Here is a 15,054-nt window from a genome sequence, read left to right as displayed (position 1 = left end):
TCCCCCTGCACCATTGCTTCGGCTGAATCAGTAGCCCGAGCGTAGGGTGCGGGAGGTGCTCTAGCCAGAGTCCACGGGCCGTACCGTGATTCTTGATACGGGATCGAAATACTACCGGGGCGTAGGTCACGGGGCGGTTGCGGTAGCACCGGGGTGCGCGGCCGGGAATGACAGCCGGGGCCTGCGTTAACCTTGTAGCTGGCAGTTTTCCGTTATCGGCTGCCCGATCCCGATCCCACGGCAGACGTTAGGAGAGCGCGTGTCCCGCTCCGCCCTGTCCTCCGCCGACGCCATCAGCGCCCGGCTGCGCGACCTTGAACTTCTCACCAAGGGCCCCGCCTGGGCCTTGACCCGATCGGCGCCCTGGGTGATCGCCGTGCTGCAGGCATCCTTTACCCGCACCCGGCCGCAGCTTCCGCTGGAACAGTTCCACGCCGACGTCGACGCCTTCCTTGAGCAGCTCCGCCGCCAGGACCCGGGGCTGGGTGGCATCGCCAACGGGAAGTCATTTGGCGATGAGTGGACCCGCAAGAACTTCCTGACCAGGCGGAACCAGTCCGGGCAGATCGTGTACGAGGTCACCGAACCCGCCGCCCGGGTCCTCGCTTTCCTGGACAGCCTCTCCAGCGACCGCTCCACCCTCAACGGTTCCCGGCTCGGCACGCTGCTGGGCGACGTCGAGAAGCTCGCCAATGAGACGAACCCGGACCAGAGCGCCCGGCTGGAATCCCTCGAGGAGGAGATCGGCGAACGGCGCCAGCTGATCGAGGACATCAGCTCCGGTGATTTTGACGGCCTGCTCGACGACGAGGAGGCGGTGGAGGCCGCCGGGAACATCCTGGACCTCGCAGCGAGCCTGCCCGCGGACTACAAGAAGATGCGTGACCGGATCGAGGAGCTGGTGGGGGAGCTCCGCAACCAGATCATCGAAGAATCCCTGAGCAAGGGCGCCACGATGGCCCAGGTGCTGGAAGCGGACAAGCGGCTGCGGCAGAGCCCGGAGGGGAGGACCTTCCGCTCCTTCACCGCGTTCCTGGAGGACCCGCAGCAGCAGCTGCGTTTCCGTTCGGCGATCGGCGAGGTGCTCAGCCGGCAGTTCGCCGACGACCTCCGCTATGAGGAACGCGAGACGCTGAAAAACCTGGTGGCGGAATTGCGGACCCAGCACAGCCAGATCCAGCGGATTTACGGCAAGCTCAGCGAAAGCCTGAACACCTATGTCCAGAGCGACGACTTCCGCCAGTCCGTCCGGCTCCGCAAGGTCCTGAGGGAGGCCGAGCAGGCCATCCGGTCCCTGCCGTACGAGCGCGAACGCCCCGGACTGGTCCGCGGACCGGTGCTGTTCAACGCCGGCTTCGAGTCCCTGGCCATGGTGAAGCTGTTCGACCCGGACGAGTTCGCGGCCCCGCCCAAGCTGGCCGACCCCATCGCCTTCAGCGACTCGGACCGGGTGCGCTCGCCGCGGACCGGCAAAGCCAGCCCCCAGGCGATCCGCGCCGCGTTCGCCGGAGCTTCCAACCTGGCCGAGGCGTGGGAGCAGCTCCCGCCGGGGGAACGCCACATCAACTCGATCCGCGCCCTGCTCTCGCACGCCCTGCACCAAGGTGCCGGCTTCGACCGCGAGGCCTGGGACACTCTCGACTTCGAACAGATCGACGGCTCCACGCGCACCGCGTATCTGCCGGTCGTCACGCTTAAGAAGGATTGAACATGACTGAACTTTCCCAGGCAGCACTGGAGGAACAAGAGCCCGTGGGGGCGGAGCGCGCCATGGTGGCGCAAGAGCCCGTGGGGGCGGAGCCTGCCCAGCACATCCATGCCGACCCCTTCGCGGTGACCCCGCGCGATACCTTCGTCGACGGTGCCGCGCTCTTCCCGGGGGACACCGGCGTGCTCCCAATGAAGGTCCGCCAGGCGCTCGTGAAACTCCTCAAGGGCCCGTACATCGATGGTGGCCGGGATGAAAAGCTCTGGACCACACTGCTGGACAACCAGCTGATCCTGCGCAGCCGCCTGTCCGAACTCTTCCTGACCCTGCAGCTGGACCACGAACGCAAGGTGGCCGTCCTGCGCCCGGTGGACCCCGAGGCAATCGGCGCCGGCACCCGATCCAGCATCCTGCGCCAGCAGCGCGCCCTGAGCCGGGTGGAAACCATCGTGCTGCTCCGCCTGCGCCTGCTCCTGGACCGCCACGTCACGGCCCAGACCGACCCCACGATCACGCGTGAGGAAATCGCGGAACTCGTGGCCCACTACCAGCCGGCCGGCCAGCAGGACGCACTCCGCGATTCCGACGTCGTTAACCGCGCCATCACCAAGCTCCTGGCCCGCCAACTCCTCCTCACCACCGGCCTGGACGAGGTCTACACCATCTCCAACGCGCTGCCACTGGCCCTCCCCTTCGACAACATCGGCGACATCCCGGCCCAGATCGACGCGCTGGTGGCAGCCTCCACCGACCACTCCGGCACCGAACCCCTGCTGGAGTTCGACGGCGACACGGCGAACACCGAGCCGGATGACACTGAAGACGACGACCGCGATTCGGCGACTGAGCGCAGCGGCGATGCCGGGGACATGCGGCAGCATGCGTCTAAGCGAGGAACGAGCGAGCATGCAGAGCATGTGTCCGGTGGCGGCGTGGTAGACGACCACATCGAACGGGAGGAATCCAAGTGAGCATCGCAACCATGCTCCCGATCGGCGAGCTAACCAACCCGGGCCAGATGCGCCTCGCCCTCGTCCAGGTGGTCAACTGGGGCACCTTCCACGGCGCCCACACCATGCACGTCGACCGCAACGGCACCCTGCTGACCGGCAATTCCGGCGTCGGCAAATCCACCCTGTTCGACGCGATGCTCAGGGTATACGACGCGAGGCCGCGCTCCAACGAGGCCGCTGCCCAGCGCGCGGGCGGCGCGGTGGAGGACAAACGCACCACGTTCACGTACATGCGCGGCAAGGTGGGGGACAAAGCCGTGGGCGAGGGCTCGGCCAGTGCGTTCCAGCGCCCGGGCGCCACCTGGTCCGCCGTCGCCCTGACCTTCGACAACGCCGCGGGCACGCGGGTGAGCGTTTCGGCGCTGTTCGACCTGCCCAAGAACGGCACGGAGTCCAGCGTCGGCCGGTACTACGTGATCGACAACAAGCCACTGGACCTCACGGCCCTTGAGGGCATCGCGGAGAAGCGCTTCACCAAGTCGGCGCTGGATACGATTTTCCCGGACGCCCAGATCTTCGACGTGCACAAGGCCTTCGCGGAGCGCTTCCGGCGCCTGCTCGGGATCAATTCCGACCAGGCCCTTCCGCTGCTGCGCGTCATCCAGGCCGGCAAGGGCCTTGGCGGCAGCGTCAACAACTTCTTCCGCGACCAGGTCCTGGACGCGCCCGCCACGCTGACCGCGGCCGATGACGTCGTCGAGGAATTCAGCAACCTGATGTCCATCAGGCAGCGGCTTGAGGACGTCCGGCAGCAGCGCGACCAGCTGGCACCGGTGCCCGGGCTGAACAGGGAGTATGCCCAGTCCCTGCTCGAAGCCAACAAGCTGCGGGAGCTCGCCGGCGAGGAATTCGATGCGTACAGGCAGCAGCTGGCCGTCACCGTCCACGAGAAGACGCTCGCCCGGTTCAAGGAGCTGGCCCAGGCGAAGGCGAAAGAGCTCGGGGCCGAACGCGGCATCCGGGACGGCCTGGCCAAGGAGCTGCGCCAGCTTGAGGCGGACTACAACAACCAGGGCGGCAACGCGATCTCCGCGATCGAGCAGTCGCTGGACAACGCCCGGGTGGGACTCAAACTCCGCCAGCAGGTGGAGGAATCGGCCCGCAAGGCACTCTCCGACGCCGGCCTGGAACTGCAGTGGTCCGCGGCTGGCTGGGAGCAGGCCCACGAGCACGCGGCAGCCCGCTCGGCCGAGCTGAAGGACGACTCGGAGGCGCTCAAGGAGCTCCGTTTCGAGGCCTTCGACGGCCACGCGACCAGGAAGCGTGAGCTCGCCGCCGCCCGGCAGGAACTGGTGTCGCTCAAGACGCGCAAGTCCCTGCTGCCGCCGTCGAGCATTGAAAACCGCAGCGCCATCGCAGCCGCCACCGGTGTCCCCGAAGAACAGATGCCGTTCGGCGGCGAGCTGATCGACCTCGCCGAGGGCCAGGAACAGTGGCGTCCGGCCGCCGAGCGCGCGCTGCGCAGCCTGGCCACCACCCTGCTGGTCCCCGGTGAGCACTTCGCCGCGGTGACCCGCTACCTCAACGGCCATTCCGTCCGCGGCGCCCTGCGCGCGGTGGACGTCTCCAAACCCCTGCCCGGCGGCGCGCTGGCCGTGCAGGACGCGGCCGACGGGGATCTGCTCACCAAACTGGACATCCTCACCATGGGACCCGGCGCGGAGGCCGGCGAGTGGATCCGGGAACGGATCGCCCTCGATTTCGCCTACCCGTGCGTCGAGGATCCGGACGAACTGGCCGGGCTGGACAAGGGCCTGAGCCTGGGCGGGGTGGTCAAGCGAAACCGCCACACTGTGGAGAAGGACGACCGCTTCACGTCCCGCCAGGACTATGTCCTCGGCTTCGACAACGCCGCCAAGCTGGAGCTCGTGGCGGCGCAGGTGGAGGACTTGGAGCAGGAACTGGCCAAGGCCGCCGAACTGGCGCAGAGCCGGGAGGAATCGCACCAGGGGATGAGCCGGCAGCTCGAGGCCCTGCGCCGGGTGGCCGAGGACCACCGCTCCTGGGAGCAGGTCTCGGCCGCTGTGGCGGCGGAGGAACTGGTCCGGATTGAACAACGGCTCAAGGCTGCGCTCGACGCGCAGGCCGATCTCGAGCCGTTGCGCGCCAACATCGAGGCGGCCCGGCACAAGCACCAGTCCAGCACCGAGGCCGCGGCCGTGCTGCAGAGCGAATACAAGGCCGTCGACTCCCGGCTATCCGCCGCCGACTCGCTGCTGGACGCCGCACGGGCGCGCTTGACGCAGTCGCCGCCGTCAGACGCCACCATGACCGCGCTGGAACCGTACTTCACCGGCTTCGGCGACGTCCTGGAAATGCACGAGCTGGACAACCTGGCCAACCAGGTCAGGACCAGGCTCCTCGCCGAACTGCATACCGCCGAATCCCGCGGCCAGGCCACCTCGGAGCGGCTTACCCGTACCTTCGAGGGCTTCGTGCGCGAGTGGGGAACGGCGATTTCCGCGGACCACGGCACGTCGATCGGCGCCGCGGGCGAGTTCGAAGCCCGGTACCACGCCATTGTCAGTGACGGGCTGCCGGCGCAGGAGGCCGAATTCCGGCAGTTCTTCAACCAGCGCACGCACGAGTCCTTCAGCACGCTGCTGCACCTGCTGGACGAGGAGCGCCGCTCGATCACCAGCCGCATCCTGCCGCTGAACGGGATCCTGTCCGAGGTCAACTTCCATGAGGGCAGCTTCCTGGAACTGGACATCAAGCCGACCCTGCCCGCCACCGCGAAGCAGTTCAAAGACGCGATCCAAAACGCGCTCAAGGTACGCCACACCCGCCCGGGGAAGACGGTGACTGCAGCGTCCGCTGCCCCGGTGCCCGGGGCTTCCGGCGCGGACGGGGACGACGACGCGGAGCTCACCAACCGCTACAAATCGCTTGAAACGCTGGTGAAACGGCTCGGCTCGCAGACCCCGGAGGACCGGCGCTGGCGTGCCGAGGTGCTGGACGTCCGTGGTCACCTTTTCATCCAGTGCAAGGAGCACCGCGAGGTCCAAAGTTCCCGGGCTGAAAAGGGCGGGCGGAGGAAGACCGAGGTCTTTATGCACGCGGACACCGGCTCGATGTCCGGCGGCGAGCGGCAGCGCTTCACCGCGTTCATCATGGCCGCGGCGCTGAGCTACCAGCTGGGCATCGCCGAGCAGGGCTTCACCACCTACGGCACGGTGATGATGGACGAGGCCTTTGTCCTGGCCTCGGAGGAATTCGCCGGCGCCGGCATCAAGGCGCTGCATGAGTTCGGCTTCCAGCTGCTCCTGGCCGCTCCGGAAAACGTGATCGACCTGTCCCGGCACCTGGGCTCCGTCACCGAGATCCTGCGGGACAAGCGCACCAACCGCTCCGGGGTGCTCACCGCTCCCGTGATCGGCCCGCGCCCCGGATCCGAGGGAACCTGGCGCTCCGAGGCGAACCCGGTGGACATCGTCCTCCGCTGACCCCCGCTGACCCCACCCCCCACTAGCAACGCGGGGTCACTTACCGCCCATAAATCCCGTCGGGATGGGCCGTAAGTGACCCCGCGTTGCTGTTAGGTGCTGTTAGTTGCGGTGTATCGGGTCACGCGAACAGCCCGGCTCACCTGTTGTGCCCCGCCAGTTAACCCCGGCGTCGTCCGGCGGGGCTAGCGTGGCGGCATGGCCGAAAACCTTCTGTCCCCCGACCCTGATGGGCGCCGGATTTACGTTGCCCTGGGGGATTCCTTCACCGAGGGGGTGGGGGACTACAACGCCCGGCTGCCTAACGGGGTGCGCGGCTGGGCGGACCGGGTGGCGGAGCAGCTGGCCAAAGCGGACCCCGGGTGGAAATACGCCAATCTCGCGATCCGCAGCAAGAGGCTGCGGCACATCATCGCGGAACAGCTGGAACCCGCGCTCGCCATGGAACCCACGCTGATCACCTTGTACGCGGGCGGGAACGACATCCTCGATATCGGGACCGACATCCACACCCTGATGAAGGACTACGAGTTCCTCGTCGCGAGACTTGCCGCCAGCGGGGCCACGGTTGTGCTTTTCACCGGCTTCGACGTCCGGGTCTCGGCGCTTCTGGAACCGCTCAAGCGGCGGAACGCCGTCTACAACCAGCGGGTCCGCGAGGTGGCGGCGAGATACGAGGCCGTGCTGGTGGATTACTGGTGCTTCGATGCGTTCTACGACCCGCGGATGTGGGATTCGGACCGGCTGCACATGTCCAAGGCCGGCCACAAGTATCTCGCCGGCCAGGTCCTGGACCAGCTCGGGGTGCCGCACAAGGTCAAGGCCAAGGACTGGGCGCCCCCGGCTAAGGCCGGCCTCCGCGATTGGGAACGCCGGCAGCGCCGCTGGGTCCGGGACTGGGTCCTGCCGCTTTTCGCCCGCAAGCTCCGGGGCGTCACGCTCGGCGACGAGCTCAGCCCGCGCTGGCCGGAGCCGGTCAGAGTCCCGCCCAAGGCAGGACTGAAGAAACTGACCACCAGGATCCCGGCAGCCTGAACGGTGTTCGCCCCTGGGCAGCCGGCGGTCAGCTGTCCAGCAGGTTCTCGTAGCCAGGCGCCACCCGGCTCGCGTGGAACTCCTCGACGTCGAACTCGGCAACGCCGTTGGTGTAGAAGGGATCCTTGGCCAGCGAGGCATCCAGGGCGCCGCGGTCCGCGTTGGAGAGGAGCAAGGCGCCAGTGCGCGGGATTTTCCGCCCCGCGACCATAAAGATGCCCTCGTCGAAGGCATCCTGCAGCCACGTGACGTGCGCCGGAAGATGGAAGTCAACGATCTCTTCGGGGACCTTGTAGGTCAAGGAGACTACATACATGGGGTTAGCCTACCGCCTGCCCCCGGTGCAGAGACGGGATATTTCCGGCACAGAATCCGGCGAAGTTGAACCGTCAATCTTTATTTCTCCTAGACTGTATCCATGACTGAACCGCGCTGGCTGAACGCCGACGAACGCCGGGCCTGGCTGGCCCAAGTGAGCATCAACACCCTGCTTCCGGCAGCCCTGGACACGCAGCTGCATCACGAGCGCAAGCTGTCCCTCTTCGACTACAACGTCCTCGCGATGCTCTCCGAAGCCGACGGACGTTTTCTGCCCATGAGCGAACTTGCCGCGCGTACCAGCGCCTCCCTGTCCAGGCTCTCCCATGTGGTCACCAAACTGCAGACCCGAGGCTGGGTGGAGCGCCGCCCGCACCCCGGCGATGCCAGGGTCACGACGGCGCACCTCACCGACGCGGGAATGGAAACCATCAAGGAGCTCGCCCCGGGCCACGTCGAGGCCGTGCGTTCGCTCTTCCTCGACGCCCTGAGCAAGGAGGACGTCGCTGACCTCGCCCGGATCGGCGAGAAGATCGTTGCCCGCCTGGACAAGGACCACTGGATCCTGCGGGATAGCCAGCAGGCCTGAGGGCCGCCGCAGGACCGTCCCCTAGCCTGCTTAACCTGGCCTGCGTCACCTAGTGTGGGCACTATGGAATCGCCGATCGACAGCTACCTGAGCCAGATCCACGCCGAGATCGCCCAGCTCAAGGACGGCAAGCCCTACAGCACCATCCCGGCGATGGCCAACGTGGACCCGGACAACTTCGGCATCGCCCTCGCCACCGTGGACGGCAAGGTCTACGAGATCGGCGACACCCGCGAGGAATTTACCATCCAGTCCATCTCCAAGCCCTTCACCTACGGGCTGGCCCTCGAGGACCTGGGCAACGAGGCCGTGGACGCCAAAGTGGACGTGGAACCGTCGGGCGATTCCTTCAATGAGATCTCCCTGGCCGAGGGGACCGGCCGGCCGGCCAATGCGATGATCAACGCCGGTGCCCTCACTGCCACCTCGCTGATCAGGGGATCCGGCGGGCAGTCCGGCTTCAAGCGGATCCTCAGCACGTATTCCGCTTTCGCGGGCCGGCAGCTTTCGGTCAGCGAGAAGGTCTTCGAATCCGAGCTCAAGCACGGCCACCGCAACACTGCCCTGGCGTACCTGCTGCGCTCCTTCAACATCATCGAGGATGATCCGACGCCGGTCCTGGAGGACTATTTCCGCCAGTGTTCTGTCCTGGTGAACTCCTACGACCTCTCGATTATGGCCGCCACCCTCGCCAACGGCGGCCGGAACCCGCTCAGCGGCAAGCAGGTGCTGGAGATCGGCCCGGTGGAACGCGTGCTGTCCGTCATGATGACTTCCGGCATGTACGACGACGCCGGGGCCTGGATCAGCAGCGTGGGCATGCCCGGAAAGAGCGGGGTGGCCGGCGGGATCATCGCTGTGCTGCCCGGCCAGGTGGGCCTGGCGGTCTATTCGCCGCCGCTGGATGAGCATGGCAGCAGCGTCCGCGGACTGGCTACTGCCCAGCGCCTCTCCCGGGACATGGAACTGCACTTCGTCCGCGCGGCCCGGACCGGACGGTCCGCCATCCTCGCCGCGTACGACGTGACCGAGACGCCCTCCGGGATCCGCCGGAACGACGAGGCCGCCGACGTGCTCCGCGCCCACGGCCACCGGGCGCGGGTGATCGAAGTCAACGGCGACCTGCTTTTCGCCGGCACAGAGTCCATGGTGCGCGAGCTCAGCAGCCTGCCGGACGAGGTAGAGCTGGTGGTCCTGGACCTGCGCCGTACCGACCAGGTCAGCGAGGTGGCCGTGCGCATGCTGGAAATGTCCAGGGAAAAACTGACCGGCGCCGGCCGCGAACTCGTGCTGATCGAGGCGGACGGCTCCGTCGCGGAGGCGTTGGGACAGTCGGCGCGGCATCCGGTGCCGTCCTTCGCGACCCGGAGCGTCGCCGTCGAATACTGCGAAAACCGCCTGTTGGAGCGCCACGGTGACCACCTGCTGCTGCCGGACCTCGTGCCGGTCACCGCATCGCCCGCCCTGGCGCCCCTGGACGAGGCGGACGCCGTAGCGCTCGAAGCCCTGATGACCCCGAAATCCTACGACGACGGCGACGTCATCCGGCGCGTCGGGCTGCGGTTCGGCGGGGTCTACTTCATCACCTCCGGAAGGGTCAGCAGCACCTCCCCGGGGCCCACCGCGGAGCGGGTCAAGCTGAACACACTCAGCGCGGGCATGACGTTCGGGGAGCTGGCGCTGGGCAGCGGGAACCGGCAGGAAACCACCGTCAGGGCGGTGGGCCCGGTCCAGGTCATGGTGCTTAGTGCCGAGGCGATCGCCGAGCTGGAGGCCAGCGACCCGCGGCTGGCCCTCGCTCTCTGGAAGGCCCTGACCCGGGACGCCTACACCCGGGTGGAACAGTACCTGCGCGAATCGGCGGTCCGGATCCGCGAGTAGCGGCGTCGACGGCCTGACCCTTCCTGCTTTGTTGCTTCCGGCAACTGCTGGCAGACTGGATCCATGGATTTCACGTCCCGCTTCGTAGCCCTTGGCGACTCCTTCACGGAAGGCGTCGGCGACGACGACCCCGCCCGCCCCAACGGCGTCCGGGGCTGGGCGGACCGGGTGGCCGAGCAGCTGGGCGCCGCGGATCCGGGCTTCGGCTACGCGAACCTCGCCATCCGCGGCAAGAAGCTGCGCCAGATCATGGCCGAACAGGTCGACGCGGCTGTGGCCCTCAAACCCACCCTCGTGAGCATCTACGCCGGGGCCAACGACATCCTCCGGCCCAAGGTCGATATCGACAACCTGCTGGTGGACTACGACGCCGGCATCCGCAAGCTCAAGGCCACCGGCGCCACCATCGTGATGTTCACCGGTTTCGACTCCCGCGGCTCCAAGATCTTCGGCACGACGCGCGGGCGCACCGCGATCTACAACGAACTGGTCCGCGGCATCGCCGGTGACCACGGCGCCCTCCTGGTGGACTACTGGCGCTTCAGCGAGTACTACGACTGGGGGATGTGGGCGACCGACCGGATGCACATGTCCGCCGCGGGCCACGCGAACATGGCCAAACGCGTCCTCACCGTCCTGGAACACGACCACTCGATCGACATCCCGCCCATGACCCCGGTCCCCGAGCTGAACCGGGCCGAGGCAATCCGGGCCAATGCCCGCTGGGTGCGCGAATTCGCCGGACCGTGGGTGGTCCGTCGCGTCACCGGAAAGTCCTCAGGCGACGGACTGGCACCGCGCTACCCCCGGCTCACGCACCTCTAGGCCCGGAACCCCGACGTCGCGATCAGTTCCCCGTTGCCGAGGACGGCAAGCACCTCGACATCCCAGCTGTCCGTTGCCCAGTCCAGCATCCGCCGGCCGCCGGCAACGACCGCCGTCGCCAGGACGTCCGCGGTAACAATGTCCCTGGCCGCCACGGAGACCTGGCGGAATTCGGAGCGGCGGAATTCGGTGCGGCCCACTCCTGCCTTCCAAATGTGGTCGCCGCGCTCGGCGCTGCCGGACGTTGCCAGCGCGGCGAAGCGGCCGGCGTCGCCCAAAGGGAACCCCGAGAGAAGCGCCCCACGGTCCTGCGGATCCACGATGCCGGCCAGCCACGGGGACCCTGTTCCCGGGGCGGGCGAGCCGCTCACCAGCACATCGCCCCCGGCGTTCAGGCACCAGTCCTCGACGCCCACGGACTCCAGCGCGGTGGCAGCCTGGTCGATCGCGTAGCCCTTGATGATTCCGGAAAGGTCCAGCACGCCGTCGGGCCGCTCGGGGGTGAAAAATCCCTCAGTCAGCAGACGCCAGCCGGTGGCATCCTCAAAGCGGGCGCGGAAGGCCGCCGAAGCGTCGCGGAGCGTGATCTCGCCGCGGGCCATCCGGCTCGCCTCGGAATCCGGGCGGTACAGGCTGAACATCGCATCCAGCCCGGCAAACACGCGTTCGACGGCGGCCGCGGCACCTTCCAGCACCTGCCCGCCGTCCGCTGCCCCGACGGTCGCGGTAGGCAGGGCGAGGCTGATGACGGTCCCCATGCACTGGAAGGTCCTGCTTTTCAGCGCCGGGGCGCTGCGCGCCGGGCTCTCGGCGGCTAAGGTTTTAGAGGTTTGCTGCATCGAGGGCTGCCTGAAGCGAACTCAAATACGCGGCACTGGTGACGGTGGCGCCACCAATCGTCTGCACCTGGGCGGACTGGGCCTTGATGACCTCCGCACGCAGCAGCGGAGCTGCCCGGGTGCTGATTTGCACGGACTTGCGGTCCTCGTCGGTGAGCTGAAGGGCGGTCACATCCGTGATCGCGCCGGCTTTTACCGTGATCTGGACCTGGACGGCGCCGAAACGGGTCTGGACGAGACTGCCGGCATAGGTTCCTGCGGCCTGGGCCGTGGCCCCGGCAGAGCCGCTTGAGCCGCTTGAGGAACTCGAACCGGAAGATCCGGACGAGGCCCCGCCGCCGGCTGCCGATCCGGACGACGTCCCGTTGGACGTGGTGGCCGACGTGGTCGCCGCCGCGCTCCCCGTATCGGCGACGTGCGCGCCGGACTGCCAGCCGACCAGAAGGATCCCGGCGGAGGCCAGTGCTGCAGAAACCGCTGCTCGTATTCTCACCAGTCGAACCTTTCGTTGTGGAGTTGTTCTTCACGGACACCTGCCGAGCGGGCTTCGCTGATCACACTGCGCGCCCAGGCGGTCGGGCCGCAGATATACACGTCGGCCTCGGCGACGTGTGGAGCGTAGCTGACCAGCCGGTGTCCTGACCGGACGGCCGACTCCGGCATCCAGCCCTGTTCGCCGGTGGTCCGGGTGCCGGTGAGATGGAACAAGGTGGCGCCGCGTCGGCGGCAAAGTTCCAGGATTTCGGCACCCAGGTACAGTTCGGCCTCACTGTGGCCGCGGAGGATCACCGTGGCATTGCCCGGTTCAAAGGGGGTGCGCTCCAGCAGGGCGCGGATTGGGGTGATGCCGATGCCCGCTCCGATCATCACGACGTGGTCCCGGCTGCGGGCCGCCGTGCTGAAGAGCCCGTAGGGCCCCTCGATGGCGACCCTGGTCCCGGGCTTCAGCCGGGCCAGCTGCGCTGAACCCCGGCCGAGGTTGCGGACGGTGATGCGCAGTCTGCCCCGCCCCGAGGAATCGAACACCACGGGTTCCGCGGAGAGGCTGAAGGGGTGCGGATGCCACCACGCGCCCGGGGAGAGGAACCGCCAGATGAAGAACCTGCCGCCGTTGCCGGCCAGTTCGTCGAGGTGCCGGCCTGTCAGTTCAATGCTGACGACGCCGGGCGCCTCCGTCACGACGCGGCTGACCTTCAGTTGGTGGCGGACCGTGGCGACGATTGGCTCAAGCAGGCGGTAGTGGGCCAGGGCGGCCCCGGTGGCGATGCAGATGGCGATCCAATACCAGCGCTGCCACGTGCCCTCGGCGAAGAGGGCGCCGGTGCTGAACTGATGCGGGATCGCCGTGAGTACGGCGGCGTAGGTCAGCAGGTGCACGGTGTACCAGAACTCGTATGGGAACCGGCGCCGGACTGCCACGAGCGAGGTGACGACCACGGCAATGAACAACCCGATCGACACGATGGCGAGCCACATGTCGGGGACCAGCACCCAAAGGGACACCAGTTCACTGACTGGATCGAGCCCTTCGGCCATCCCGTATCCGACTGCGATCAGGACTCCGTGTGCGAGCAGCAGGTAAAGTGACGGTTTGCCGAGTTTGCGGTGAAATTCAAGGGCACGGTCGTGTCCAACGGCGCCGTCGATCAAGGGAAGACGCGCTACCAGCAGCAACATCAGCAGCACAAGGTCCATACCGGCAAGACCGGCCACGATTCCCAGGGCCGTGAACGAGCCCGCAAGCGTCGAGAACCCGGTGGCGCCGCCGTCGGCGAGCCACAGCGCAATGGCGGCGGCCACCGAAGACCAAGCGAGCACGGTCAGCAGGTCTGCCCGGAACAAACGACTCCGGGCCTGACCGCGGAACCGCTCCACGGGAGTACGGCGGGCCGTGCCAGGGACGGCCATCTGGAGTGAAGTGTTCATGGTTATACAGTCCGCCGGGCGCCTATCAATTTGCTGTGAAAGCGCTAGGGTGCCGATGTGACTTTGCCGGGAACCGGCTGGCGGCCCTTATACACCTCCGGGTAGCGGATTGGTCTTTAATTCGTCAAGCTCGTAGACTTGGTAGGCGCTAGGTGGCGCGGAGCGTGTGCAATTGCTCCGGTTGGTGGGATTTGCCTGAGATATTGGCAGTCCTGATGGCCGGTAGTTAGGGGCTCAAGTTGCGTGCACTCCTGTATTCGCCCAGCATCCCGGCACTTCGCCGTGGTTTTCCTTCATGGATACCGCGGCCGGTGCCCGTGACCCACAGTCTTCGCCGCAGTGAGGAAATCAGCCGGTTTAAGCCGTCTGCCTGAACACTGCGGAACTACCGAAACTCAGGGGCGCTGGATGCGGACGCCGCCTGTCGCACGGTCACGCGGGAACTCCGCCGATCGTTTCATTTATTTTTGAGGAGAGTCGTCATGGCAGCACACTGCCAGGTGACCGGAGCCGAGCCGGGCTTTGGACACAGCATTTCGCACTCGCACCGTCGCAACAAGCGCCGGTTCGACCCGAACATCCAGAAGAAGCGCTACTGGGTTCCGTCCCTGCGCCGTAATGTCACTCTGCAGCTCTCTGCAAAGGGCATCAAGACCATCGACGTGCGTGGCATCGACGTAGTCGTCGCCGCAATCCTGGCACGAGGAGTGAAGCTCTAATGGCTAAGGACAAGGACGTACGTCCGATCATCAAGCTCAAGTCGACCGCGGGCACGGGTTACACCTATGTGACGCGCAAGAACCGTCGTAACGATCCGGACCGCATGGTTCTGAAGAAGTACGACCCCCGCATCCGTAAGCACGTCGAATTCCGAGAGGAGCGCTAACCACATGGCTAAGAAGTCAATGATCGCTAAGAACGAACAGCGTAAAGTCATCGTCGAGCGTTATGCTGCAAAGCGCCTCGAACTGAAGAAGGCTCTGGTTGACCCCGCGTCGACTGACGAGGCTCGCGAAGCTGCACGCCTCGGCCTGCAGAAGCTGCCCCGCAACGCCTCACCGGTACGTCTGCGTAACCGCGACATCATCGATGGCCGCCCGCGCGGTACCTTCCAGAAGTTCGGTATCTCCCGTGTTCGCTTCCGCGACATGGCTCACCGCGGTGAGCTCCCGGGCATCACGAAGTCTTCCTGGTAATTCAGCACTCCTGAATCCAGTGGCTGAAGAAGGGCCGGCGCCAATAGGTGCCGGCCCTTTTGCGTTTAAGGGCTCGCCGCCGGACAGGCCGGCGGCCGCGGACCACGGCAAGGCGCCCCGCTGTCCTGCGCGCCAAGCGCTGCCCGGCGCAGGTGATGGAGCCCACAGGGGCGGGTTTTTGTTGTTTGGGTGTGGGGGAGGGCTCTCGGGTGGCTGGGTTCGTTGTGGTGGCGGGGTTTTTGGGGGTGTGGGGGTGGTTCCCGGGGTGGATTTGTGTG

General features: G+C 66.9%; 14 protein-coding genes. 10 read left to right on the top strand and 4 right to left on the bottom strand.

Annotation, left to right across the window (positions count from 1 at the left end; translation table 11 throughout):
• Nucleotides 1-259: 259 nt before the first annotated feature.
• The 4 genes from QCD75_RS17620 to QCD75_RS17605 all read left to right on the top strand — a co-directional run bounded on the left by QCD75_RS17620 (nt 260) and on the right by QCD75_RS17605 (nt 7,202).
• The gene (locus QCD75_RS17620; RefSeq protein WP_301230703.1) at nt 260-1,708 is read left to right on the top strand and encodes a DUF3375 family protein; all 1,449 of its coding nucleotides are present in this window, start codon (nt 260-262) and stop codon (nt 1,706-1,708) included.
• 2 nt (nt 1,709-1,710) lie between these two features.
• A complete protein-coding gene (locus tag QCD75_RS17615) occupies nt 1,711-2,679 on the top strand; it encodes a DUF4194 domain-containing protein (protein ID WP_441005508.1) in 969 nt (322 codons plus the stop codon).
• The gene (locus QCD75_RS17610) at nt 2,676-6,167 is read left to right on the top strand and encodes an ATP-binding protein (RefSeq protein ID WP_301230701.1); all 3,492 of its coding nucleotides are present in this window, start codon (nt 2,676-2,678) and stop codon (nt 6,165-6,167) included. Before QCD75_RS17615 ends, QCD75_RS17610 begins: the two co-directional genes overlap by 4 nt.
• A 198-nt stretch (nt 6,168-6,365) precedes the next feature.
• On the top strand, nt 6,366-7,202 hold the full coding sequence (locus tag QCD75_RS17605) for an SGNH/GDSL hydrolase family protein (protein WP_301230700.1): 837 nt from the start codon (nt 6,366-6,368) through the stop codon (nt 7,200-7,202).
• Between the two features lie 28 nt (nt 7,203-7,230).
• On the opposite strand, the gene QCD75_RS17600 is transcribed toward QCD75_RS17605, so the two are convergent.
• Nucleotides 7,231-7,518, bottom strand: coding sequence for a YciI family protein (locus QCD75_RS17600; protein WP_301230699.1), 288 nt, complete (start codon nt 7,516-7,518; stop codon nt 7,231-7,233).
• 102 nt (nt 7,519-7,620) lie between these two features.
• On the opposite strand from QCD75_RS17600, the gene QCD75_RS17595 reads away from it, so the two are divergent.
• From QCD75_RS17595 to QCD75_RS17585, 3 genes are all read left to right on the top strand, one after another.
• Nucleotides 7,621-8,109, top strand: a complete 489-nt coding sequence (locus QCD75_RS17595) for a MarR family winged helix-turn-helix transcriptional regulator (protein WP_301230698.1) — start codon at nt 7,621-7,623, stop codon at nt 8,107-8,109.
• A 63-nt stretch (nt 8,110-8,172) separates the two neighbouring features.
• Nucleotides 8,173-9,990, top strand: coding sequence for a glutaminase A (gene glsA / locus QCD75_RS17590; RefSeq protein ID WP_301230697.1), 1,818 nt, complete (start codon nt 8,173-8,175; stop codon nt 9,988-9,990).
• Between the two features lie 63 nt (nt 9,991-10,053).
• Nucleotides 10,054-10,815 carry an SGNH/GDSL hydrolase family protein gene (locus QCD75_RS17585; protein WP_301230696.1) on the top strand — a complete coding sequence of 254 codons (762 nt, stop codon included), beginning with the start codon at nt 10,054-10,056 and terminating at the stop codon, nt 10,813-10,815.
• On the opposite strand, the gene QCD75_RS17580 is transcribed toward QCD75_RS17585, so the two are convergent.
• The 3 genes from QCD75_RS17580 to QCD75_RS17570 form a co-directional block, all read right to left on the bottom strand.
• Nucleotides 10,812-11,573, bottom strand: coding sequence for an FAD:protein FMN transferase (locus QCD75_RS17580; RefSeq protein WP_301230695.1), 762 nt, complete (start codon nt 11,571-11,573; stop codon nt 10,812-10,814). The two genes, QCD75_RS17585 and QCD75_RS17580, sit on opposite strands and share 4 nt — an antisense overlap.
• 64 nt (nt 11,574-11,637) lie before the next feature.
• Entirely contained in the window at nt 11,638-12,147 is a 510-nt protein-coding gene (locus QCD75_RS17575; protein ID WP_301230694.1) for an FMN-binding protein, read from the bottom strand.
• On the bottom strand, nt 12,144-13,580 hold the full coding sequence (locus QCD75_RS17570) for a ferredoxin reductase family protein (RefSeq protein WP_301230693.1): 1,437 nt from the start codon (nt 13,578-13,580) through the stop codon (nt 12,144-12,146). Before QCD75_RS17570 ends, QCD75_RS17575 begins: the two co-directional genes overlap by 4 nt.
• Before the next feature lie 482 nt (nt 13,581-14,062).
• On the opposite strand from QCD75_RS17570, the gene rpmB reads away from it, so the two are divergent.
• From rpmB to rpsN, 3 genes are read left to right on the top strand one after another with little or no spacing between them, the layout of a single operon-like run.
• Nucleotides 14,063-14,299 (top strand): 50S ribosomal protein L28, encoded by a 237-nt coding sequence (rpmB, locus tag QCD75_RS17565; RefSeq protein WP_056342125.1) that lies wholly within the window; start codon nt 14,063-14,065, stop codon nt 14,297-14,299.
• On the top strand, nt 14,299-14,466 hold the full coding sequence (rpmG, locus tag QCD75_RS17560; RefSeq protein WP_011693743.1) for a 50S ribosomal protein L33: 168 nt from the start codon (nt 14,299-14,301) through the stop codon (nt 14,464-14,466). The genes rpmB and rpmG overlap by 1 nt, the downstream gene beginning before the upstream one ends.
• A gap of 4 nt (nt 14,467-14,470) precedes the next feature.
• Nucleotides 14,471-14,776: a 30S ribosomal protein S14 gene (rpsN, locus tag QCD75_RS17555; protein ID WP_011693742.1), complete on the top strand. Its 306-nt coding sequence runs from the start codon at nt 14,471-14,473 to the stop codon at nt 14,774-14,776.
• Nucleotides 14,777-15,054 lie beyond the last annotated feature (278 nt).

This window comes from Arthrobacter sp. PsM3 (assembly GCF_030433895.1).
Taxonomy (GTDB): Bacteria; Actinomycetota; Actinomycetes; order Actinomycetales; family Micrococcaceae; genus Arthrobacter.
This window is presented reverse-complemented; position numbering and strand designations above follow the sequence as displayed.

What these genes read in the sequence shown, in the direction of transcription:
- QCD75_RS17615 (WP_441005508.1), top strand. Translation starts at nt 1,711, where the DNA reads ATGACTGAACTTTCCCAGGCAGCACTGGAGGAACAAGAGCCCGTGGGG.
- QCD75_RS17605 (WP_301230700.1), top strand. Translation starts at nt 6,366, where the DNA reads ATGGCCGAAAACCTTCTGTCCCCCGACCCTGATGGGCGCCGGATTTAC.
- QCD75_RS17600 (WP_301230699.1), bottom strand. Translation starts at nt 7,518, where the DNA reads ATGTATGTAGTCTCCTTGACCTACAAGGTCCCCGAAGAGATCGTTGAC.
- QCD75_RS17595 (WP_301230698.1), top strand. Translation starts at nt 7,621, where the DNA reads ATGACTGAACCGCGCTGGCTGAACGCCGACGAACGCCGGGCCTGGCTG.
- glsA (WP_301230697.1), top strand. Translation starts at nt 8,173, where the DNA reads ATGGAATCGCCGATCGACAGCTACCTGAGCCAGATCCACGCCGAGATC.
- QCD75_RS17585 (WP_301230696.1), top strand. Translation starts at nt 10,054, where the DNA reads ATGGATTTCACGTCCCGCTTCGTAGCCCTTGGCGACTCCTTCACGGAA.
- QCD75_RS17580 (WP_301230695.1), bottom strand. Translation starts at nt 11,573, where the DNA reads ATGGGGACCGTCATCAGCCTCGCCCTGCCTACCGCGACCGTCGGGGCA.
- QCD75_RS17570 (WP_301230693.1), bottom strand. Translation starts at nt 13,580, where the DNA reads ATGAACACTTCACTCCAGATGGCCGTCCCTGGCACGGCCCGCCGTACT.
- rpmB (WP_056342125.1), top strand. Translation starts at nt 14,063, where the DNA reads ATGGCAGCACACTGCCAGGTGACCGGAGCCGAGCCGGGCTTTGGACAC.
- rpmG (WP_011693743.1), top strand. Translation starts at nt 14,299, where the DNA reads ATGGCTAAGGACAAGGACGTACGTCCGATCATCAAGCTCAAGTCGACC.
- rpsN (WP_011693742.1), top strand. Translation starts at nt 14,471, where the DNA reads ATGGCTAAGAAGTCAATGATCGCTAAGAACGAACAGCGTAAAGTCATC.